This window comes from Microbacterium sp. Au-Mic1 (assembly GCF_021341785.1).
Lineage (GTDB): Bacteria > Actinomycetota > Actinomycetes > Actinomycetales > Microbacteriaceae > Microbacterium.
Map to the genome: position 1 here is coordinate 234,185 of NZ_JAJTTF010000005.1, position 21,236 is coordinate 255,420.

Consider the following 21,236-nt stretch of genomic DNA (forward strand, 5'->3'; position numbering starts at 1 on the left):
TCCTTCCGGACACCCGATGACAGTTTCGAGGAGCGATGTCTGCTGCTTCGCGGGTCCTTTCGGAGCAAACATCGCGCTCCGAAAGGAGAGGGCGGATCCTCGCTACGCTGGCGAGATGAGCGCTTCCCCCGAGCCCCTGTTCGTCCCGATCGGCAACGTGCCGCGCGACTACGCCTGGGGGCGGGTGGACGGGGTCGCGGGCGTGCTCGGGACCGCGGGCACCGGCGGCCCGGAGGCGGAGCTGTGGCTCGGCGCGCATCCCGGATCCCCGGCCCGCACAGTCGGCGGAGAGCCCTGGGCGACGCTGCTGGACTGGGAGCAGGCGAGCGGCTCCCGCCTGCCGTTCCTGCTCAAAATCCTCGTCTCGGGCGCGCCCCTGTCGCTGCAGGCGCACCCCACCCCGGCCCAGGCCGAGGCCGGGTTCGCCGATGAGAACAGCCGGGGCATCCCCCTCACCGCCGCGCACCGCAACTACAAGGACCCCTACGCGAAGCCCGAGTTCATCGTCGCGCTGGAGGACGGCTTCGATGCGCTCTGCGGCTTCCGGCACCCTGCCGCGATCCTCGCCGACGTGGATGCGCTCGCCGCCCGGGCCGGATCCGATGCGCTCGCTCCCTGGCGCGAGGAGCTGGCCGGGCCGGACGGGCTGCGCGCCGGATTCTCCTGGCTGCTGGCCGGCGGCACGGGCGTGGAGCTCGCCGTCGCCGCGCTCGTCGCAGCCGCCTCCGGTGACGAGCGCTTCGAGCTGATCACCCGCCTCGCCGAGGCCTACCCCGGTGATGCCGGTATCGCGGTCGCCCTGATGCTGAACCACGTGACCCTCGCCGCGGGGGAGGCGCTGTGGCTGCCCGCGGGCAACATCCACGCCTACCTCGGCGGCGCGGGCGTGGAGCTCATGGGGGCGAGCGACAACGTGCTGCGCGGCGGACTCACCCCTAAGCACATCGACACCGCCGAGCTCCAGCGCGTGCTGACCTTCGCCGCGTCGGACGACGACCACCTCGTCCCGGTCGAGATCGCCGAGAACGTGCGCAGCTACCGGCCGCGCATCCACGCGTCCGGCGCCGATGTGCCGTTCGAGCTGCTCGCGGTCACCGGCGCCGCCACGATCGCGCTCGCCGGTCCGTCCATCGCGATCACCACGGACGGATCCTTCGCACTGTCGGCCGGCGACGCGACGGCGGAGGCGCCGCGCGCCGCCTCCGTGTTCGTGAGCCGCGCGGCGGACGTGCAGGTGACCGGATCCGGCCGGCTCTGGATCGCCACCGCGGAATCCGCCGCCGGCTGAGTCGACCCCCCGGCGGGGTCGTGGCGCCGCACTGGCGCCCCGGTCGCCGCGCTGGTGCCCTGGTCGCCGCGCTGACCGCGAGACCGAACCTCTGTCCCGAGACCGACGATGCGATCGTCGGTCTCGGGACGTCGTTTCGGTCTCGCCGCCAGGGGGAACGGCTTCTCGGGGGTCGCGGGGCGCCGCCGCCCGGCCCCCGGTGGCGCCGGATCCCGTAGCGTAGTGCCGTGAACCAGCCCGCTCCTCGTCGCGTGTTCGGGCTCAGCCGGCAGGAGTGGGCCCTCGTCGGCATCACCGTCATCTGGGGCGGCACGTTCCTCGTCGTGCACACCGCGATGGAGCATTCCGGGCCGTGGTTCTTCGTCGGGTTCCGGTTCCTCGCGGCGGGGGTGTTCGCTGCGCTGATCTTCTGGCGTTCGCTGCGCGGCATGACCTGGCGCGAGCTCGGGGCCGGCGCGGCGATCGGCGCCGCGATCTACGGCGGCTACGGTCTGCAGACCGCCGGCCTGCAGACGATCGACTCCAGCACCAGCGCGTTCATGACGGCGTTCTACGTGCCTCTCGTCCCGCTGCTGCAGTGGCTGGTGCTGCGCAAGCCCCCGCGGGCGCTGACCCTGGTCGGGGCAGGCCTCGCGTTCGTCGGTCTGCTGCTGGTGGCGGGCATCGGATCCCGCGGCATCCACCTCGGCGAGGGCGAGATCCTCACGCTGATCAGCACCCTGCCGATCGCGGGGGAGATCATCCTGATCAGCCTCTTCGGCGGACGGTTCGACGTGGGCCGGCTCACCGTCGTGCAGCTGCTCACCGCCTCGCTGCTGGGCTTCGCGACCATGCCCGCCGTCGGTGAGGCGATCCCCGCCTTCGACCCGGTCTGGCTGTTCGCGGGTCTCGGCATGGGCGTCGCGAGCGGGCTCATCCAGCTCACCATGAACTGGGCGCAGCGCTCGGTCTCCGCAACCCGCGCCACCATCATCTACACGGGGGAGCCGGTGTGGGCGGGCGTGGTCGGACGCATCGCGGGGGAGAGGATCCCGCCGCTCGCGATCCTCGGCGCGGCCCTCATCATCGCCGGCACGCTGCTCAGCGAACTGCAACCGCGCCGCCCTTCGAGAGCCCCAGGGGCCGACAACGCACGCGCCGCCGAGGATCCTGGTGCGCACGCGGATGATCCGGATCCGGATGCGCCGGAGCTCACCTCCCGAGCGGGCGCCTAGGATCCCGCGCGTAGACTGGCAGGGTCCGCCCGTCCACCGGGGCGGCCGTAGAACCCGTCGAAGCGGTTGCTGAGGCCTGGTCCCTGAGGCCGCGCGAAGGGCTCGAAGCACAGGGACCCGAGGATCCGTCATGCCCGCCACCCGCACGTTCCAGCTGCGCCACGTGCAGCTCGCACGCGCCGCCTTCGCCGCGGTCGCGGCCCTCATGATCACCTTCTCGGCGAACCACTCCGCGATCGTCGGGCTCTCGGTGTTCAGCGGTTTCGCGCTCGTCACCGCGTTGATCCACATGCTCGCCGCCTGGCTGGTTGCGCCTGCCGGGTGGCGCTGGCCGTACGTGCTGCTCGCGGCGATCTCGATCCTCACCGGCATGGCCGGGAGCATCCCCGCCTGGCGCACCACGCCGCTGTTCTTCGTCGTCGTGATCGCCTGGGGCGCGCTCGGCGGACTCGTCGAGCTCATCGCCGGGCTCCGTGCCCGTCGCCAGGCCCGCGCCGGGACCGCGCCCGCCGTCGTCGCCGACGGGGCCCGCGATGCAATTCTGGTCGGAGCCCTCGGCCTCGCCCTCGCGGTCGGGCTCCTCTGCGTGCCGACGACCTATGCGCTCAACTACTCCATCGCCGAGGCCGGCTCGTTCACGCTGACCGGGATCACCCTGGCCGTCGGGATCTTCGGCGCGTACGCCGCCATCGTCGCCGTGTTCCTCGGCATCGCGGGGCTCAGCCCCCGCTCCCGCACCAACGGTTCGGGCATCGACACCGCCGGCACGGCGCCGGCCGAGAACGAAGGATCCGCATGACCGAGAAGACCAGGCGCAGGGATCTGTTCCGACCGTTGCAGCTGGTCGGCCTGTCGTTGCTGTGCGGACTCTTCGCCGGCATCGTGACCGTGATCGCGACAGGCGCGTTCACGGACAAGGTGATGCGCGCGGTGGAGAACGGCACCTACGGCGCGATCCCGCCGTGGAACCTCGCCTTCATCGTGACCGGCGGGATCTTCATCGCGAGCCTGCTGATCCTCTCGATCCTGATCCTCGCGGTCGACCCGGCGGACTTCACCAAGCCGCACGACCGCCCCGTGCTCTACGACACGGTCGATGACGCGACAGCGGCGCCCGGGACGGCAGCCCCCGACGCAGCCGACGCTTCCGACTCCGACGACGCGGCCGGATCCGCCGAGGGCGACGCGCCGAAGGCGTAGGCCACCGGGAATAGCCCGGATCCGGAACGCCTTGACCTCAAGGTGAGCATGACGATCGATCGCGCGGCCGTGGGTTTCCGCTCTGAGCGCGGTCCGGTGCTGCTCTCCCTCATGCTGGCCACAGGCCTGATCGCGATGGATGCGACGATCCTCGCCACGGCGGTGCCGAGCGTGGTGCAGGACCTCGGCAGCTATCAGCAGTTCCCGTGGCTGTTCTCGATCTATCTGCTGGCGCAGGCGGTGAGCGTGCCGATCTACTCCAAGCTCGCCGACACCGTGGGGCGCAAACCGATCCTCATGGTCGGGATCGCGCTGTTCCTGCTCGGATCCGTCCTGTGCGGTCTGGCATGGAGCATGACCTCGCTCATCCTGTTCCGGCTGGTGCAGGGCCTCGGCGCCGGCGCCGTCGGACCCATGGCCATGACCATCGTCGGCGACATCTACACGGTCTCCGAGCGGGCGGTCGTGCAGGGATACATCGCCAGCGTCTGGGCGATCTCCTCGGTCGTGGGTCCGGCGCTGGGCGGGCTGTTCGCGCAGCTCGACGTCTGGCGGCTGATCTTCTTCATCAACGTGCCGCTGTGCCTCCTCGCGGCGTGGATGCTGATGCGACACTTCCATGAGCAGGCCGAACGCCGCCGGCACCGCATCGACTACCTGGGCGCTGTCCTGCTCACGATCGGCCTGACCGGCATCATCCTGGGCGTGCTCGAGGGCGGCAACGCCTGGGCCTGGCTGTCGGTGCCGAGCCTGGTCTGCTTCGCCGGCGGAGCGCTGGCGCTGGCGGTGTTCGCGTTCGTGGAGCGACGTGCGGCCGAGCCGATCATCGATCTGCGGCTGATCTCGCGCCGGCTCATCCTCACCACGACGATCGCGTCGCTCGCGATCGGTGCGCTGCTGACCGGCGTCACCAGCTTCGCACCCGCGTACCTGGAGGGCTCGATCGGGGTCGTGCCGCTGCTGTCGGGGCTCGCCGTGGCCGCGATGACCCTGGGCTGGCCGCTCTCCGCCGCGAACGCGGGGCGGCTGTACCTGCGGCACGGGTTCCGCTTCACGGCGCTGATCGGGGCGTCGATCGCCACGCTCGGCGCGATCGGACTGGCGCTGATCGGGCCCTATCCGAACGCCTACACGCTCGCCGCGGTCGCCTTCGTGATCGGCTTCGGCCTGGGCTGGACCGCCGCGCCCACCCTCATCGTCGCGCAGGCCTCGGTCGGCTGGGGAGAGCGCGGCGCGGTGACCGGCATGAACACGTTCGCCCGCTCGGCCGGCAGCGCCGTCGGTGTGGCGGTGTTCGGCGCGATCTCGAATGCGATCATCGCCTCCGGCGGCGGATCCGAGGATCCCGCGACCGTCGTGCACGCCTCGACCTGGGTGTTCATCGCGGCCGCCGTGACCGCGGCGCTCATGCTGGTGGCGATCCTCGCGATGCCGAAGGACCGCGCCGGCGAGCACTCCGGCGCCCCCGCCACGATGCCCGCTCCCGAGCCCGCGGAGGCCTGAGCGTCCGTTCCCGCAGGAGTGCCCCCTCCGGGGCCGTTGAGCGAGGACGCGCGAAGCGCGACCGAGACGAAACGCGGTGCTCTTGCGCGAGCACGCCGTTTCGTCTCGCTGCTCCTTCGTCGCTGCTCGCTCAACGACCCCGAGGGCGAGGGGGAAGCTCCTTCGCGGCTGTTCGCTCCCGGGTCAGCGGGCGAGCGTCTCCGCGAGCCCGATGTACGTGGCCGGGGTCAGCGCGAGCAGGCGCTGCTTGGCGGCGTCGCCGATCTCCAGGCCCTGCACGAACTCGGCGAGGTCCGCGGCACCCACGCGGTGACCGCGGGTGAGCTCCTTGAGCAGCGCGTACGGATCCTGGATCGTGGAGCGGCCGGCGACGACCTCCGCGCGGATCACGGTCTGGATGGCCTCGGCGAGCACCTCCCAGTTGTGGTCGAGGTCCTCGAGCAGCACATCGCGGGAGAGCGAGATCTCGTTGAGGCCGCGGCGCAGGTTGTCCAGCGCGAGCAGCGAGTGCCCGAAGGCGACGCCGATGTTGCGCTGCGTGGTCGAGTCGGTGAGGTCGCGCTGCATGCGGCTGGTGACCAGGGTCTGCGACAGGGAGTTCAGCAGGCTGCCTGCCAGCTCCAGATTCGCCTCGGCGTTCTCGAAGCGGATCGGGTTGATCTTGTGCGGCATGGTCGAGGATCCGGTCGCGCCGGCGACGGGGATCTGCGCGAAGTAGCCGAGCGAGATGTAGGTCCAGATGTCGGTGGCGAGGTTGTGCAGGATCCCGCCCGCGTGACGGACGTGGTCGTACAGCTCGACCTGCCAGTCGTGCGACTCGATCTGGGTGGTGAGGATGTTGAAGTCGATGCCGAGGCCCTCGATGTACTCGCGGGCGATCATGGGCCAGTCGACGTCGGGCTCGGCGCTCAGGTGCGCCGACCAGGTGCCGGTCGCGCCGGAGAACTTGGCCAGGTACTCGGAGCCCTCGATCCGCTTCACCACGCGCTCCAGACGCCAGGCGAACACCGCCAGCTCCTTGCCCATGGTCGAGGGGGTGGCCGGCTGGCCGTGCGTGCGGGACAGCATCGCGGCGTCGGCGTGCTCGATCGCGAGCTCGCGGAGCTTGGCGATCACGTCCTGCAGAGCGGGCAGCCACACCCGCTCGACCGCGCGCTTCACGGTGAGCGCGTAGGAGGCGGAGTTGATGTCCTCGCTCGTGCAGGCGAAGTGCGTGAGCTCGGCGATCGCGTCCAGCCCGAGTGCCGACAGGCGGTCGCGGACGAGGTACTCCACGGCCTTCACGTCGTGGCGGGTGACCGCCTCCTTCTCGGCGAGCCAGTCGATCTCGGCCTGGCCGAAGTCGCGGTAGAGGCCGCGCAGGCGCTCCTTGTCGGCGTCGGCCAGCGGGGCGGTGCCGAACAGCGCGCGGTCGGTCAGGGCGATCAGCCACTCCACCTCGACCTCGACGCGGGCGCGGTTGAGCCCCGCCTCGGAGAGGTAGTCGGCGAGCGGGGCGACCGCGGCGCGGTAGCGGCCGTCGAGCGGGCTGAGGGGCTGGACGGGAAGCGAGGCGGTCACGGGGGTCCTCCGGGAAGAGTCGTGGATCCGGGCCGCCGGTGTCACGGACGCGGCGGTCGGATGGCGGGTTCGAGCTGGCCGAAGAGGCCGTGGCTCGCTCTCTCGATCATACCGAGCACCTCGTCGAACACCCGGGCGTCGGCGTAGTAGGGATCCGGTACGTCCAGCACGGTCGGATTGTGCTCGAACGAGAGCAGCAGGGTCACCTTGCCCTCCTCCGACTCGTCGCGCGCCCACTGCTTCAGGATCCGCTCATGCGTGCGGTCCAGGGCGACGACGAGATCGTTCTCGGCGAACGAGTCGTAGGTGAACTGGCGAGCGCGATGCTTCGATCCGTCGTAGCCGCGGCGGGCCAGGGATTCGATCGTGCGACTGTCGGCCTGCTCGCCCACGTGCCAGTCGCCGGTTCCGGCGCTCGTCGACACGATCCGGTCGCCGAGTCCCTGCTTCGCCGCGATGTCGCGGAACACGACCTCCGCCATGGGGGACCGGCAGATATTGCCCGTGCACACGAAGATCACGCGGAACGGGTCCGACTCGGTCATGGCTCCATTGTGCCGCACCGCGTCGCGCGGCGGAGAGGCCGGGCGGCGCAGGGGCGCTGCATCACGGCCGGCGGAGCAGCGCGGCCGAGCAAGGGTCGTCCTCCACAGTGCCGGATATACGCGGGATCTGCACGGGTCGCGCGAAACCCGCCCCGCAGGCGGTGCGCGCCCGGCAGGGTCGGCGTCATGTTCGCCATCGCTCCCACGACCGCCGAAGGATCCTGGATGCTCGCCGAGGCGCTGCTGCGCTGCGATCGCGCGCGTGAGCGGCTCGACCGCGCTCTCGCCGACCTGCGCGCTCTCCCGGTCGACTGCGCGTGGCGGGCGCGTGCGGTCGAGCTGATGCTCGAGCGATGCGCCGCACAGCAGGGCGAGCTGGTCGGCGCGCTCGACCAGCTGGTGACGGTCGAGTCCGCGCTGAGGGTGGGGTGACGCTCGTGGGAAGCGAGGTGGAGATCACGCACGGCGGGATCGTCGCCGTGGACCCGGACGACTTGCGTGCCATGGCGGGCCGCATCCGCGCCGATGCCGCCGCCGTGCAGGTCGCCAGGGAGGAGCTGCTCGAGATCCCGGCGATCCTGCAGTCCTCGTCCCTGCCGCCGGGATCGCGGTACGTCGCGACCACGCCGGTGTGGACGGTGGCGAACCGGCTGGATGAGGTCGGGGAGGTGCTGGACGAGATCGCGAGCGGCACCGCCACGATGGCCGACATCTTCGAGATCGCGGAGCTCCGTGCTCAGCGCGAGATGTCCGGCGTGACGGATCCCGAGCTCGTGAAGCGATCGCTGCATCGGATCGAGGCGATCCTCGGGCGGAATCCGCGCCTGGGGGAGATGCAGCGCGAGCTGCTGAAGACCTGGGCCGCGGGTGCGTATGAGGGCTTCACGCCAGTGCCGGGTGCCCCGCTCTCCGAGGCCAGCGGGGCGGCGTGGGACATCGCGTCCACGCTGACCCCGGCCCTGCGCCTCGCCCTGCTGAACGCGGGAGTGGGCGAGGGCGAGATCGCCCAGGGGGCGTTGCTTCTGCTGATGCTGGTGGCGCCGAGGTTCGGACAGACATCACGCTCACCGCTGACCCCGACGCCCGGGGTCGTGGTGGTCGACGGGGCGTCCGGCCCGGGCGCGCCGGGGAGAGGCGCCGTGGATCCTCGCCCGGGCGACCTGCTGCTCAGCCGCACGCGCACCCCCGGATCGGTATCGAGCGGTTCCGGGACGGCCGGGGCGACCTCGGGTGCGCTCCCGGTTCCGTCGGCGCCGGCCACCCTGAGCGATGCCGTCGCCCGCATTCCGTACGGCCAGGCGCCCCAGGTGCGCGTCGAGAGGTACACGCTCGCCGACGGCTCCCCGCGGTTCGTCGCGTATGTCGACGGCACCCGCCCCGGACAGCCCGCCTCGGAGCCGTGGGACATGGACTCGAACGTCCAGGCGTACGTCGAGCGGAAGGAATCGGACTCCTACAAGGCGACGGTCGCGGCGCTGCGCGCTGCGGGTGCCGACGAGACGACGCCGGTCGATCTCGTCGGATACTCGCAGGGCGGCATGAACGTCGATCTCGTGGCGCAGTCCGGGAACTTCGATGTGCAGGGCGTCTACACGGTCGGATCGCCGACGGAGCCCGCACTGCCCGCGGAGGTGGGCCACGTCGCGGTCCGTCACACCGACGATCCGGTCGCCGGGCTCGCGGGGGGCGGTCGGCCCGACGGACTGGGGTCGTCGCAGGGGCTGGTCATCACACGCACCGCCGCGCCGGGCCACGGGATCGACGCGACCATGCCGGCGCATCAGCTCTCCGAATACCAGGAGACGGTGCGCCTGGCCGAGCAGTCGGGGGATCCGCGGATGGGCGGGGTCCGCGCGCACTTCTCCGTCTACGAGGGCGCGGCGCTGACGGAGTCCACCGACTTCACGGCGACGCGCATCCCCGGATCGGAATGAATCCGCGTGGGTGTCGCAGCGAGCGACGGAGCGTCGGACGACGGGTCAGCGGTCGCGATCGCGCTGGCGCTGCGGGCGCAGGATCGCGTTGAAGACCGCGTTGATGATGGCGATGAGCAGGGCCGCGACGATCGTCCAGCCGAAGCCGCCGAGCGTCAGACCCCAGCCCCAGAAGCCCGTGATCCATGCCGTGAGCCAGAGCAGGAACCCGTTGATCACGAGCGAGATCAGCCCGAGGGTCAGGATGTACAGCGGGATTGCCACGATCTTGACCACGGTGCCGACGATCGTGTTCACGATCGCGAACACGGCGCCGATCGCGAGCAGTGTGACCAGCAGGGGGACCATCCCGCCCGGCGGGTAGGGGGTGACCGTGACCTCCAGGATGGCGATCAGGCTCACGACCCAGATGGCGAAGGCGTTCACGACGACGCGGATGAGAAACCTCATGTCGCCGATTCTCGCATCCGAACCCGGGATCCGCCCGGGGCATGATCGGATCCGGATCCTGCCGGTCGCCGAGCCCGTCGGGAGGCCGTGAGCGCGCGCAGTCCCGCCGGACGTCTTCGCGCCTCCACGCCGGGAAGACGCCGGATCTAGACTCGACGCGTGAGCGATGAGATCCTGCCCCGCATCCGTGAAGAGATCGCGGCCCTTCCGCCGTACCGCCAGGGCAAGCAGGCGGGCGCCGACGCGTTCAAGCTCTCCAGCAACGAGAACCCCTTCGAGCCACTGCCCTCGGTGCTCGCCGCCCTCTCCGATGCGACGCCGATGAACCGCTATCCCGACGCGACCGCGGGCGCGCTGCGCGCGCGTCTCGGCGAGCGTTACGGCGTCGCGCCCGATGCCGTGCACGTGGCCTCGGGCAGCGTCGCGATCCTGTACCAGCTCGTGCTGGCCGCGGCGACCGTGGGCGACGAGGTCGTCTACGCGTGGCGGTCCTTCGAGGCGTATCCCGGGCTGCCGCTGGTGGCCGGGGCGACCGGGGTGCAGGTGCCGCTCACGGCCGATGCCCGCCACGACCTCGACGCCATGGCCGCTGCGATCACGGAGCGCACCCGCGTGGTGATCGTGTGCACGCCGAACAACCCCACCGGTCCGATCGTGACCAGCGAGGAGTTCGCGGCGTTCGTGGCGAAGGTGCCGCAGGACGTGCTGATCGTGCTCGACGAGGCCTACGCCGAGTTCGTCACCGCGCCCGACGCCGTCGACGGCCTGGCCGAGCGCATCTTCGAGGCCCACCCGAACGTCGTCGTGCTGCGCACCTTCTCCAAGGCGTACGGGCTCGCAGGCCTCCGTGTCGGCTACGCCATCGGGCACCCGCGCGTGCTGGACGCGGCCCGCACGACCGCGATCCCGCTGTCGGTCACCGCCGCCGCCGAGCGCGCCGCGATCGCGAGCCTCGACGCCGAGGACGAGCTGCGCGCTCGGGTCGCGGTGATCGTCGAGCGTCGCGCCGAGCTCGTCGATGGCCTGCGTGCGCAGGGCTGGGACGTGCCGGACGCCCAGGGCAACTTCGTCTGGCTGCCCACCGGCGAGGCGACGGCAGACGTCGCCGCGGCGTTCGAGGAGGCGGGCCTGATCGTGCGCGCGTTCCCGGGCGACGGGATCCGCATCTCGGTCGGCGAGGCCGAGTCGCTGCCGCGTGTGCTCGCCGTGGCCGCCGCCCAGCGCGCCTGATCCGGCTACCGGGCCCGGGCCCGGTGCGCGGATATGCGGTAGGCCCGAACCGGGTGCCTGACAGCGCGGCGATCGATGCAAGGCCTTCCACGTAAAAAGCTAGGGGGACCTGGCATTAATACGTGGGACACCTGGATATCCGCGGGCCCGCATGCGTCCGTGGGGATCGTCACACAGGCCTCGGGATCGTTTGTGCGCACCCTCCACTGCGAAGCCGGAAAGCTCGGTTACCGTAGACAAGGTGACTGACGCCGATATCCCCACCGTCCGCGTCCTCGATGCCGACGGCCGCTTCGCTCCGAACCCTGCCGCGGAGGAGTATCTGCCCCTCATCGAGGCCCTGCCCGACGGCGAGCTCGAGCAGTTCTACCGGGACATGGTCGCGATCCGCGCGATCGACACCCAGGCCACGAACCTGCAGCGCCAGGGCCAGCTCGCCCTGTGGCCGCCGAGCCGGGGGCAGGAGGCCGCCCAGGTCGGATCCGCCCGCGCCGCCCGCCCGCAGGACACGATCTTCCCCTCCTACCGCGAGCACGCCGTCACCCGCATCCGCGGCGTGGATCCGGTCGACATCATCAAGCTCATGCGCGGCACCTCGAACGGCGGCTGGGACCCGACGGATCCGCGCAACGGCAACACCCGCATCTACACGCTCGTGCTCGGCTCGCAGACCCTGCACGCGACGGGCCTCGCGATGGGGCTCGTCTTCGACGGCAAGTGCGGATCCGGTGACGTCGATCGCGACCAGGCCGTCATGGTCTACTACGGCGACGGCGCGTCCAGCCAGGGCGACGTGCACGAGGCGATGGTCTTCGCGGCGAGTTACCAGACCCCCGAGGTGTTCTTCCTGCAGAACAACCACTGGGCGATCTCGGTCCCCGTCACGACCCAGTCCCGGGTGCCGCTCGTGCAGCGCGGCACCGGCTACGGCATCGAGTCGGTCCGTGTCGACGGCAACGACGTGCTCGCGAGCTGGGCCGTCACCCGCCGCGCACTCGACGAGGCCCGCACGGGCCAGGGCCCTCGAGCGATCGAGGCCGTCACGTACCGCATGGGCGCGCACACCACGAGCGACGACCCCACGAAGTACCGCGGCAGTGACGAGGAGCAGGAGTGGGCGCTGCGCGACCCGATCGCCCGCCTGCGCGCCTACCTGGAGCATCGGGGAGCCGCCGGATCCTTCTTCGCCGACGTCGAGTCCGAGGCGGCGGACGCCGCCGAGGACCTGCGCGTGCGCACCCTCGAGCTCGGCGCGCCGACGGCCGAGGCGATCTTCGACAACGTGTACAGCGACCCGCACCCGCTCATGGCGGAGCAGAAGGCGTGGCAGGCGCAGTACGAGGCCTCGTTCCAGGAGGACAACCGATGAGCACCGTCACGACGACCGCAGGCATCGAGACGATGCCCTTCAGCAAGGCCTTGAACGCGGGTCTGCGCAAGGCCATGGAGGACGACCCGCGCGTGCTCCTCATGGGCGAGGACATCGGTGCGCTCGGCGGCGTGTTCCGCGTGACCGAGCACCTGCAGCGCGACTTCGGCCCGCAGCGGGTGCTGGACACCCCGCTCGCCGAGTCGGGCATCGTCGGCACCGCGATCGGCCTCGCCATGGGCGGGTTCCGACCCGTCATCGAGATCCAGTTCGACGGCTTCGTCTTCCCCGCCTTCGACCAGATCACCACGCAGCTCGCGAAGATCACGGCCCGGCACGAGGGCAGGGTCTCGATGCCGATCGTGATCCGGATCCCCTACGGCGGGCACATCGGCGCGGTCGAGCATCACCAGGAGAGCCCGGAGACCTACTTCGCGCACACCCCGGGCCTGCGCGTGGTCTCGCCGTCCACCCCGAACGACGCGTACTGGATGATCCAGGAGGCGATCGCGTCGAACGATCCCGTGATCTTCCTCGAGCCGAAGAGCCGGTACTGGCCCAAGGGTGAGGTCGACCTGTCCGCCCCGGCCTTGCCGCTGCACGCGTCGCGGGTCGTGCGTCGTGGATCCGATGTGACCCTGGTCGGGCACGGTGCCATGGTGTCGACGCTGCTGCAGGCTGCGGCGCTCGCCGAGGCCGAGGGCACGAGCTGCGAGGTCGTCGACCTGCGTTCGCTGTCGCCGGTGGACTACGGCCCCATCCTCGACTCGGTGCGCTCCACCGGCCGCATGGTCTACGCGCAGGAGGCGCCCGGCTTCGTGAGCCTCGGCAGCGAGATCGCCGCGACCGTCATGGAGCGCGCGTTCTACGCCCTCGAGGCGCCGGTGCTGCGGGTGTCGGGCTACGACACCCCGTTCCCGCCCGCGAAGCTCGAGAGCACCTACCTGCCGGATCCGGACCGGATCCTCGAGGCCGTCGACCGGTCTCTCGCGTACTGATTCGCGCTTCCACCCCCGATCGGTGAAAGGATCCCGACCATGAGCACCCAGACCTTCACCCTCCCGGACGTCGGCGAGGGCCTGACCGAGGCCGAGATCGTCACGTGGCGGGTCGCGCCGGGCGACGCCGTGGCGGTCAACGACGTGATCTGCGAGATCGAGACCGCCAAGTCGCTCGTCGAGCTGCCCTCGCCGCATGCCGGCACGGTCGGCGAGCTGCTCGTGCCCGAGGGCAAGACGGTCGACGTCGGCACTCCGATCATCACCTTCGTGACGTCGGCAGCCGAGCCGGCGGCCCCGGCTGCGGTACCTGCGGCTCCCGCCGTCGAGGAGGGATCCGGATCCGTGCTCGTCGGCTACGGTTCCGGTGCGGAGGCGACCTCGCGCCGCCGTCGCCCCGCCGAGCGACCGGTGCGTTCGAGCGTCGGCGTGATCGCGAAGCCTCCGATCCGCAAGCTCGCGCGCGATCTCGGCGTCGACCTCACCCAGGTCGCGCCCTCGGGCGGCGACGGCGAGGTCACCCGCGACGACGTCATGAAGCACGCCGAGCAGGCCAGCGTGTTCCGCAACATTCAGACCCCGGAGTGGGGCGACGTGCGCGAGGAGACCGTGCCTGCGCCGCAGCCGGCACCGGTGGGCCTTGCCCGCGGCATCTCGCCCGCGCGCGCCGGCGCCGACGAGAGCCGCACCGAGTCGATCCCGGTCAAGGGCGTGCGCAAGGCGACCTCCTCGGCGATGGTGCAGAGCGCCTACTCCGCCCCGCATGTGACCGTGTGGAAGGAGGTCGACGCGACCCGCACCATGGAGCTCGTCAAGCGCCTCAAGGCCTCGCCCGACTTCGCCGACATCAAGGTGTCGCCGCTGCTCATCGTCGCCCGCGCCGTGATCTGGGCCGTGCGCCGCACCCCCATGGTCAACGCCGCGTGGATCGACACCGCCGACGGCGCCGAGATCGCCGTCCGTCACTACGTGAACCTCGGCATCGCCGCGGCCACCCCGCGGGGCCTCCTCGTGCCGAACATCAAGGACGCGCAGGAGATGGGCATGAAGGATCTCGCCCGTGCCCTGAACCGGCTCACCACGACCGCGCGCGAGGGCAAGTCCACGCCCGCCGACCAGCAGGGCGGCACCATCACGATCACCAACATCGGCGTGTTCGGGATGGACGCGGGCACCCCGATCATCAACCCCGGCGAGGCCGGCATCGTGGCCATGGGCACGATCAGCCAGAAGCCGTGGGTCGTCGACGGCGAGGTGCGCCCGCGCTGGGTGACGACCGTGGCCGGATCCTTCGACCACCGCGTCGTGGACGGCGACGGCATGAGCCGCTTCATCGCCGACGTCGCCGCCGTGCTCGAGGAGCCCGCGCTGCTCGTCGACTGAGACCGGATCCGGCCTCTTCGGGTTGTCCCCGAACGGGGTCGTTGAGCGACGACGCCGGAGGCGACGGAGACGAAACGCGGTGCTCTTGCGAGGGCACCGCGTTTCGTCCCACTCCTCGCTGCGCTCGGGGCTCGCTCAACGTCCCCGGGGGAGGTGGACGGGGCCGCGCTCAGCCCTTCAAGCGCTGCGCCACGAGCCGCGGCAGGCCCACGGTCCTCGCCGACGCGAGCGCCGTCGAGACGGCGCCGGCGAGCACGATGTCGGCGCCGAGGCGCGAGCGCAGGATCGCAGGCGCCGGCAGGTCCAGCAGCGGGCGCAGCACGTCGCGCGCGGCATCGAGCACGGGTTCGATGGCTTCCGCGATCGCGCCGCAGACGATCACGCGCTCGGGGTCGTAGGTGCTGCCGAGCACGGCGACGACCCGGGCGAGGAAGGCTCCGGCGTCGCGCACGACGAGCGCCGCGTCCGCATCTCCGGCAGCGGCGAGGGCGAGCACGCGGTCGGCCTTGAGCCCTTCTGGGGCGAGGTGCGCCAGCGCTCCGTCGGCGCTCGCCTCGCCGGAGGCCAGCAGCTCTCCGGCGATGCGCGTGATCGTGGGTCCGAGGCCGTCCGCCGAGTCCACCCCGCGCACGTGGTCGAACAGCACCATCTCGCCCACGCCGCCGTGCGCCCCGTGCAGGATGTGCCCGTCCACCACGGCGCCGGCGCCGAACCGCTCGCCCGCGATGAGCGCGATGTAGTCGCGGCAGCCCACGGCCTCGCCCAGGTCGCCTTCGGCCGCGGCCGCGAGCACGGCGTCGTTCTTGATCTCGACCACGGGCGCCCACCCCGCCAGCAGCTCGGCGAGGCCGGGGTTGGTGCGCTCCCAGAACCCGTCGGGGTGTGGAGGCGACGACCCGTTCCGCGCCACAGGAGCCGCGACCCCTGCGCACAGCGCGAGGACGCGATCGCGGGGCACGCCGCTCGTGGTCAGGGCCGCGTCGAGGTGCTTCAGGATCGCGGCCCGCCGCTGCCCCACGGTGTGTTGCGGATCCAGATCGGCGCGCACGCGCGCGAGCGGGGTGCGTGCCAGGTCGGTCACGGTCACACCGAGGTGCGTGTCGCCCGCGTCCAGCGCGATCACCGCGCCGAGGTCGGCAGGCAGCTCGAACCGCCGCGCGGGGCGGCCGGCCGAGTACTCGCCGGCGTCGCGGGCATTGGGCAGCTCCTGGACGACGCCTGCCTCGACGAGGGTGTCGATCGCGTCGATCGTGGTCGAGCGCGTGAGCGAGGCCCCGGCCATCGCCTCCGTGGCGGTGAACGGGCCGCGGCCCCAGGCGAAGTCCAGCACCTGGCCGAGGCTCGGCCGGCTGCCGGGCGTCGAGGCCGGAACCTCAGCGGGCGCGACGGTGGACCCCACGACGGCGGCGCCCGCGGCGGCCGCGCCAGGGGCGGCGGGCGCCGTGTCAGGCGCGGTGGATCTCGGCATTCGTGCTTGACCTCTCGGGTGGACCTCTGTCAGAGTATCCCTCGTCCGACTTAATTCGGACACAAAATCTAATCTCCGGAACAAAGATCCGCGTTACCGCCGGCGTCACGCCGCGGGAGCGTCGGATCCGCCGGAAGGGACGAGGACGATGGTGTCTGGGAAGAGAACGCGGATCGCGAGGGCGCTCGCTGCCGTCGCCGCGCTCGCCGTGGTCGGGGGAGCCCTCGCGGGCTGCGCCCCCGCCGACGGCCGTGAGACGGTGCGCTTCACCTTCAGCAAGCGCGAGGCGATCGACTTCATGACGAAGGTCGTGAAGGACTACAACGCCTCGCAGAACAAGGTGAACGTCGTCATCGACACGTCCGGCGTCGACGTGGTCTCCGCGAGCTTCGTGCGCGGCAACCCGCCGGACCTGATGCTGGCGAACTACAACTTCGAGGTCGCACGGTTCGTGCAGCGCTGCGCGTTGACCGACCTCTCCGACACGGCCGAGGCGGGGCGGATCCGCACCGATCTGCAGCCGCTGCTGGACCAGTACGGCACCTGCCCCGGCAAGACCACCGTGCTGCCGTACTCGGTGATGGCCGCCTCGGTGATCTACAACAAGGAGATCTTCGCGAAGTACGGCATCCAGATCCCGAAGACCTGGGATGAGCTGATCGCCGCGAGCGACACCCTCAAGGCGGCCGGGGTCACCCCGTTCTACGGCACGTTCAAGGACAACTGGACCATCGGTCAGGGCTGGTACGACTACGCGGTCGGCGGCGAGGTGCCGGTGGTGGACTTCTTCGCGAAGATGAACGCCGAGGGCACGAGCGTCGGTCCGGCCTCGCAGACGTCCTTCTCGAAGGACTTCGCGAAGCCGGTCGAGAAGATGACGCAGCTCATCAAGGACTACACCCAGCCCAATGCCGGCAGTCAGGCGTACGTGGACGGCAATCTCGCCTTCGCGAAGGGGCAGGGCGCCATGTACCTGCAGGGGCCCTGGGCCTTCGGCGAGATCGCCAAGACCTCGCCGGACCTGCAGCTGGGGACCTTCCCGCTGCCGATGACCAACGATCCGAGCGACCTCAAGGTGCGCGTGAACATGGATCTCGCGGCGATGATCCCGACCGGATCGCGGCACCAGAAGGCCGCACGCGACTTCCTCGCCTACCTCTATCAGCCCTCGGTGATCGACGCCTACAACGCCTCGCAGCTCGGCTTCGCGCCGACCACCGACGCCACGATGCCGACCGATCCGCGGATCGCGGGGATGATCCCGTACTACGACAAGGGCGCCGTCTATCAGGGGGCCTCGGTGCTCGTGCCGAAGACGATCCCGGTCTTCAACTACGTCCAGGCGATCGCCCTCGGGGGCAGCGTCAAGGGCACCCTGAGCACGATGGACGCGGACTGGGCGCGCGCCGCCTTCCTCGCCCCGAAGCTCCCGAGCGACACGAAGGGCAGCGAGAAATGAGCGCCACGACGACCATCGTGACGGGCGGTGACCGGAGGATCCGGCGCAGCAGCCGCCGGATCGAGCCGATCTACTACCTGTTCCTGCTGCCGACCCTGGTGCTGTTCACGCTGGCGATCACCGTGCCGGCCGTCATGGGCATCTTCTTCAGCTTCACCGACTCCATCGGGATCGGCACCTGGAACTTCAACGGGTTCACCAATTACATCGCCGCGTTCAGCGACCCGGCCATCCTGCAGAGCTACCTGTTCACGTTCGGTTTCTCGATCGCGACCGTGATCGTGGTGAACGTGCTCGCCTTCCTCCTGGCCGTCGGGCTCGTCTCGCGCATCCGGTTCAAGACCGGTCTGCGTGCGATCTTCGTGATCCCGATGGTGATCTCGGGCATCATCATCGCCTACGTGTTCAACTTCCTGTTCTCGAACTCGATCCCCGCGCTCGGGTCGGCGACGGGGATCCCGTGGCTTTCCACGAGCATCCTCGCGAATCCGGATCTGGCGTGGGTCGGCATCGTGATCGTGACCGCCTGGCAGGCGATCCCCGGCACGCTGCTCATCTACATCGCGGGCCTGCTCTCGATTCCGGGGGAGGTGTACGAGGCGGCGAGCATCGACGGAGCGAACAGGTCCCAGCAGCTCACCCGGATCACGGTGCCGCTCGTGGCCGGGTACTTCGTGATCAACATCGTGCTCGGGTTCAAGGGCTTCCTGAACGCGTACGACATCATCAAGGGCCTCACCGACGGCGGCCCCGGCACCGCGACCCGCAGCGTCGCCATGACGATCATCGCCGGCTTCAACGGCGGCGACTACGCCTACCAGATGGCCAACGCGACGATCTTCTTCATCGTGGCGATCCTGATCTCGCTGCTGCAGCTGTCTGTGACGCGCGGAAGGAACGCACTCTGATGTCCACCCAGAACCTCCTCACGACCCAGGCCATCGCCCTGGGCGGGCGCAAGCCCCGCATCAGGATGGAGCGGGTCAATTGGTCGGGGACGATCATCCTGATCCTGTGCACGGTCACGGTGCTGATCCCGCTCTACGTCACGATCTCGATGGCGTTCAAGACCTCGAAGCAGGCGGTCGACGGCAACGCGTTCTCGCTGCCGGCCCCGTTCAGCCTCGACGGCTTCACGCAGGCCTGGGATCTCACGAAGTTCCCGGTCGGCGCCGGGGTCTCGCTGCTCGTCACCGCGGGCACCGTGTTCCTGACCGTGGTGCTGGCCGCGTTCGCGTCGTACGCGATCGTGCGCAACTGGGACCACCGGCTGTTCCGGTACTCGTTCTTCTATCTGCTCGCGGCGATGTTCATCCCGTTCCCGGTCGTCGCGCTGCCGCAGATCCAGCTCACCGGGCTCACCCACCTGGACAACCCGTTCGGGGTGATCCTGCTCGCCACGATGTTCCAGCTCAGCTTCAGCGTGCTGCTGTTCACCGCGTTCCTGCGGTCGATCCCGCTCGAGCTCGAGGAGAGCGCCCGGATCGACGGCGCGAGCACCTGGCAGACCTTCTGGCGGATCATCTTCCCGCTGCTCGGCCCGATGAGCGCCACAGTCGGCATCTTCGCGTTCCTGTACGCCTGGAACGACTTCATGATGCCGTCGCTGATCATCTCGGATCCGGCCTTGCAGACACTGCCCGTGCGACAGAACCTGTTCCAGAACCAGTTCAGCAGCAACTACAACGTCGCCTTCGCCTCGTACCTGATGGCGATGGCTCCCGCGATCGTCGCCTACCTGTTCACCCAGCGCTGGGTGATGGAGGGCGTGACCCAGGGCGCCGTCAAAGGCTGATCGACCGGCCGGCTCCGGGGGCGATCGAACGGCCGATCGCTTTCGGAGCCTGCCTCGTCTGCCGGGCCGGCATGTGCCCGCGCAAAAACCGCAACACTGAAGGAGTCTCTCTTCATGACCGATGCAGTCCTCGCGACCGACACCCCCGTGACCGGATCCGCCGACGCCGCCTGGTGGCGCCAGGCCGTCGTCTACCAGGTCTATCCGCGCAGCTTCTCCGATTCGGACGGCGACGGCCTGGGCGACATCCGCGGCGTCGTGGACAAGGCCGACTACCTCGCCGGCCTGGGCGTCGACGCGGTGTGGCTGAGCCCGTTCTATCCCTCCGAGCTCGCCGACGGCGGCTATGACGTCGCCGACTACCGGGACGTCGATCCGCGGCTGGGCACATTGGCCGACTTCGACGAGATGATCGCCGCCCTGCACGGCCGCGGCATCAAGGTGATCGTCGACATCGTGCCGAACCACTCCTCCGACCGGCACGCGCTGTTCCAGGCCGCGCTCGCCGCGCCCAAGGGTTCGCCTGAGCGCGATCGCTACATCTTCCGCGACGGGCTGGGGGAGAACGGCGAGCTTCCGCCCGCGGACTGGACGAGCGTCTTCGGCGGCGCGGGGTGGGAGGCGGTCGGCGACGGCCAGTGGTACTTCCACTTCTTCGCGCGCGAGCAGCCGGACTTCAACTGGGACAACCCCGACGTGCACGCCGAGTTCCTGGAGACCATGCGGTTCTGGTCGGACCGGGGCGTCGACGGCTTCCGCATCGATGTCGCGCACGGACTCAGCAAGGACCTCCCGGAAGTGCTGCCGAGCCAGGCCGAGCTCGACGCGATGGACACCACGGGCGGGCAGCACCCGATGTGGGACCGCGACGCCGTGCACGACATCTACCGCGAGTGGCGGCAGGTGTTCGACGAGTACGACCCGCCGCGCATCGCGGTCGCCGAGGCCTGGGTCGCCACCGCCGAGCGGCGGGCGAAGTACGCCTCCCCGGAGGGCCTCGGCCAGGCGTTCAACTTCGACCTGCTCGAGGCCGACTTCGACGCCGCGCAGTTCCGGCACATCGTGACCGACAACCTCGCGCAGAGCGAGGCGACCGGATCCAGTTCCACCTGGGTGCTCTCCAACCACGACGTGGTGCGGCACGCCACCCGCTACGGCCTCGAGCCGCTGAACGGCCGCGCGGTCAAGCAGGGGTCCGCCTGGATCCTCGCCGGCGGCCCCGCCGATCAGGTCGACCTGGAGCGGGGTGGACGTCGCGCGCTCGCCGCGACGCTGTTCCTGCTCGGCCTGCCCGGCAGCACCTACCTGTACCAGGGCGAGGAGCTCGGCCTGCACGAGGTCGCCGACATCAAGGCCGAGGACCGGCAGGATCCGGCGTTCTTCCGCGGCGCCGACCCCGACCGGGACGGACTGGGCCGCGACGGCTGCCGCGTGCCGCTGCCCTGGGCCGGCACCGGGTCGTCGTTCGGCTTCGGCGCCGCCGGCGCGCACATCCCGCAGCCGGCCTGGTTCGCGGGCTACGCCGTCGAGACGGAGGATGCGGATCCGGCCTCCTCGCTCAACACGTATCGCCGCGCCCTCGCGCTGCGCCACGAGCTGCAGACCGGCGAGACGCTGGAGTGGATCGAGACCGGCCGCGACGACGTGCTGCGCTTCGTGCGGCCCAACGGCTGGCAGGTCGTGACCAACTTCGGCACCGAGCCGTTCGCGCTCGGTGCGGACTCCGGCGATGTGGTGCTCGGGGCGCTCGTCGACGGCGCGATCCCGGGTGAGAGCACGGTCTGGCTGCGGGGCTGAGCGGATCCCGGCGCGACCGGATGTGGCGCGAGTCTCCTGCGGG

The 21,236-nt window shown here is 70.6% G+C and carries 19 protein-coding genes; 15 read left to right on the top strand and 4 right to left on the bottom strand.

Translation table 11 applies throughout. From position 1 onward, the window contains the following. The first annotated feature begins 115 nt into the window (after positions 1–115). The 5 genes from manA to LXM50_RS08925 all read left to right on the top strand — a co-directional run bounded on the left by manA (position 116) and on the right by LXM50_RS08925 (position 5,205). A complete protein-coding gene (gene manA, locus LXM50_RS08905) occupies positions 116–1,288 on the top strand; it encodes a mannose-6-phosphate isomerase, class I (protein ID WP_233310961.1) in 1,173 nt (390 codons plus the stop codon). 227 nt (positions 1,289–1,515) lie between these two features. Further along, positions 1,516–2,502 (top strand): DMT family transporter, encoded by a 987-nt coding sequence (locus LXM50_RS18710; RefSeq protein ID WP_233310962.1) that lies wholly within the window; start codon positions 1,516–1,518, stop codon positions 2,500–2,502. Between the two features lie 130 nt (positions 2,503–2,632). Then, entirely contained in the window at positions 2,633–3,301 is a 669-nt protein-coding gene (locus tag LXM50_RS08915) for an acyl-CoA synthetase (RefSeq protein ID WP_233310963.1), read from the top strand. Further along, positions 3,298–3,702, top strand: a complete 405-nt coding sequence (locus LXM50_RS08920) for a hypothetical protein (protein ID WP_233310964.1) — start codon at positions 3,298–3,300, stop codon at positions 3,700–3,702. Before LXM50_RS08915 ends, LXM50_RS08920 begins: the two co-directional genes overlap by 4 nt. A 48-nt stretch (positions 3,703–3,750) precedes the next feature. Then, positions 3,751–5,205: an MFS transporter gene (locus LXM50_RS08925; protein WP_233310965.1), complete on the top strand. Its 1,455-nt coding sequence runs from the start codon at positions 3,751–3,753 to the stop codon at positions 5,203–5,205. A 183-nt stretch (positions 5,206–5,388) separates the two neighbouring features. On the opposite strand, the gene purB is transcribed toward LXM50_RS08925, so the two are convergent. Both purB and LXM50_RS08935 read right to left on the bottom strand, forming a co-directional pair. Further along, on the bottom strand, positions 5,389–6,765 hold the full coding sequence (purB, locus tag LXM50_RS08930; RefSeq protein ID WP_233310966.1) for an adenylosuccinate lyase: 1,377 nt from the start codon (positions 6,763–6,765) through the stop codon (positions 5,389–5,391). A 41-nt stretch (positions 6,766–6,806) separates the two neighbouring features. Continuing rightward, a complete protein-coding gene (locus tag LXM50_RS08935; RefSeq protein WP_233310967.1) occupies positions 6,807–7,310 on the bottom strand; it encodes a low molecular weight protein-tyrosine-phosphatase in 504 nt (167 codons plus the stop codon). Positions 7,311–7,496: 186 nt separating this feature from the next. Here LXM50_RS08935 and LXM50_RS08940 point away from each other — a divergent pair, with 186 nt between their 5' ends. Both LXM50_RS08940 and LXM50_RS08945 read left to right on the top strand, forming a co-directional pair. After that, positions 7,497–7,742 (top strand): hypothetical protein, encoded by a 246-nt coding sequence (locus tag LXM50_RS08940; RefSeq protein WP_233310968.1) that lies wholly within the window; start codon positions 7,497–7,499, stop codon positions 7,740–7,742. Beyond that, positions 7,739–9,244, top strand: a complete 1,506-nt coding sequence (locus LXM50_RS08945; RefSeq protein ID WP_233310969.1) for a hypothetical protein — start codon at positions 7,739–7,741, stop codon at positions 9,242–9,244. Before LXM50_RS08940 ends, LXM50_RS08945 begins: the two co-directional genes overlap by 4 nt. A 45-nt stretch (positions 9,245–9,289) precedes the next feature. On the opposite strand, the gene LXM50_RS08950 is transcribed toward LXM50_RS08945, so the two are convergent. Then, entirely contained in the window at positions 9,290–9,694 is a 405-nt protein-coding gene (locus LXM50_RS08950; RefSeq protein WP_233310970.1) for a phage holin family protein, read from the bottom strand. 159 nt (positions 9,695–9,853) lie between these two features. On the opposite strand from LXM50_RS08950, the gene LXM50_RS08955 reads away from it, so the two are divergent. From LXM50_RS08955 to LXM50_RS08970, 4 genes are all read left to right on the top strand, one after another. Beyond that, positions 9,854–10,924: a histidinol-phosphate transaminase gene (locus LXM50_RS08955; protein ID WP_233310971.1), complete on the top strand. Its 1,071-nt coding sequence runs from the start codon at positions 9,854–9,856 to the stop codon at positions 10,922–10,924. Between the two features lie 241 nt (positions 10,925–11,165). Beyond that, a complete protein-coding gene (locus tag LXM50_RS08960) occupies positions 11,166–12,293 on the top strand; it encodes a thiamine pyrophosphate-dependent dehydrogenase E1 component subunit alpha (RefSeq protein ID WP_233310972.1) in 1,128 nt (375 codons plus the stop codon). Further along, positions 12,290–13,291, top strand: a complete 1,002-nt coding sequence (locus tag LXM50_RS08965; RefSeq protein ID WP_233310973.1) for an alpha-ketoacid dehydrogenase subunit beta — start codon at positions 12,290–12,292, stop codon at positions 13,289–13,291. Before LXM50_RS08960 ends, LXM50_RS08965 begins: the two co-directional genes overlap by 4 nt. A 39-nt stretch (positions 13,292–13,330) precedes the next feature. After that, entirely contained in the window at positions 13,331–14,674 is a 1,344-nt protein-coding gene (locus tag LXM50_RS08970; RefSeq protein ID WP_233310974.1) for a dihydrolipoamide acetyltransferase family protein, read from the top strand. A 169-nt stretch (positions 14,675–14,843) separates the two neighbouring features. Here LXM50_RS08970 and LXM50_RS08975 read toward each other — a convergent pair whose 3' ends face one another. Beyond that, a complete protein-coding gene (locus LXM50_RS08975) occupies positions 14,844–16,142 on the bottom strand; it encodes an ROK family protein (RefSeq protein WP_233310975.1) in 1,299 nt (432 codons plus the stop codon). Between the two features lie 148 nt (positions 16,143–16,290). On the opposite strand from LXM50_RS08975, the gene LXM50_RS08980 reads away from it, so the two are divergent. From LXM50_RS08980 to LXM50_RS08995, 4 genes are all read left to right on the top strand, one after another. Further along, positions 16,291–17,601, top strand: coding sequence for an extracellular solute-binding protein (locus LXM50_RS08980; RefSeq protein ID WP_374107819.1), 1,311 nt, complete (start codon positions 16,291–16,293; stop codon positions 17,599–17,601). Further along, entirely contained in the window at positions 17,598–18,509 is a 912-nt protein-coding gene (locus LXM50_RS08985; RefSeq protein WP_233310977.1) for a carbohydrate ABC transporter permease, read from the top strand. The genes LXM50_RS08980 and LXM50_RS08985 overlap by 4 nt, the downstream gene beginning before the upstream one ends. Beyond that, complete coding sequence (locus LXM50_RS08990) at positions 18,509–19,396, top strand: carbohydrate ABC transporter permease (RefSeq protein WP_233310978.1); 888 nt, start codon at positions 18,509–18,511, stop codon at positions 19,394–19,396. The genes LXM50_RS08985 and LXM50_RS08990 overlap by 1 nt, the downstream gene beginning before the upstream one ends. A gap of 114 nt (positions 19,397–19,510) precedes the next feature. Further along, positions 19,511–21,193 carry a glycoside hydrolase family 13 protein gene (locus LXM50_RS08995; protein WP_233310979.1) on the top strand — a complete coding sequence of 561 codons (1,683 nt, stop codon included), beginning with the start codon at positions 19,511–19,513 and terminating at the stop codon, positions 21,191–21,193. Positions 21,194–21,236: the final 43 nt, after the last annotated feature.

Excerpts from the sequence above, each read along its gene's own strand:
- manA (WP_233310961.1), top strand. The coding sequence starts at position 116 with ATGAGCGCTTCCCCCGAGCCCCTGTTCGTCCCGATCGGCAACGTGCCG.
- LXM50_RS08915 (WP_233310963.1), top strand. The coding sequence starts at position 2,633 with ATGCCCGCCACCCGCACGTTCCAGCTGCGCCACGTGCAGCTCGCACGC.
- LXM50_RS08920 (WP_233310964.1), top strand. The coding sequence starts at position 3,298 with ATGACCGAGAAGACCAGGCGCAGGGATCTGTTCCGACCGTTGCAGCTG.
- LXM50_RS08925 (WP_233310965.1), top strand. The coding sequence starts at position 3,751 with ATGACGATCGATCGCGCGGCCGTGGGTTTCCGCTCTGAGCGCGGTCCG.
- LXM50_RS08935 (WP_233310967.1), bottom strand. The coding sequence starts at position 7,310 with ATGACCGAGTCGGACCCGTTCCGCGTGATCTTCGTGTGCACGGGCAAT.
- LXM50_RS08940 (WP_233310968.1), top strand. The coding sequence starts at position 7,497 with ATGTTCGCCATCGCTCCCACGACCGCCGAAGGATCCTGGATGCTCGCC.
- LXM50_RS08950 (WP_233310970.1), bottom strand. The coding sequence starts at position 9,694 with ATGAGGTTTCTCATCCGCGTCGTCGTGAACGCCTTCGCCATCTGGGTC.
- LXM50_RS08965 (WP_233310973.1), top strand. The coding sequence starts at position 12,290 with ATGAGCACCGTCACGACGACCGCAGGCATCGAGACGATGCCCTTCAGC.
- LXM50_RS08970 (WP_233310974.1), top strand. The coding sequence starts at position 13,331 with ATGAGCACCCAGACCTTCACCCTCCCGGACGTCGGCGAGGGCCTGACC.
- LXM50_RS08975 (WP_233310975.1), bottom strand. The coding sequence starts at position 16,142 with ATGCCGAGATCCACCGCGCCTGACACGGCGCCCGCCGCCCCTGGCGCG.
- LXM50_RS08980 (WP_374107819.1), top strand. The coding sequence starts at position 16,291 with ATGGTGTCTGGGAAGAGAACGCGGATCGCGAGGGCGCTCGCTGCCGTC.
- LXM50_RS08985 (WP_233310977.1), top strand. The coding sequence starts at position 17,598 with ATGAGCGCCACGACGACCATCGTGACGGGCGGTGACCGGAGGATCCGG.
- LXM50_RS08990 (WP_233310978.1), top strand. The coding sequence starts at position 18,509 with ATGTCCACCCAGAACCTCCTCACGACCCAGGCCATCGCCCTGGGCGGG.
- LXM50_RS08995 (WP_233310979.1), top strand. The coding sequence starts at position 19,511 with ATGACCGATGCAGTCCTCGCGACCGACACCCCCGTGACCGGATCCGCC.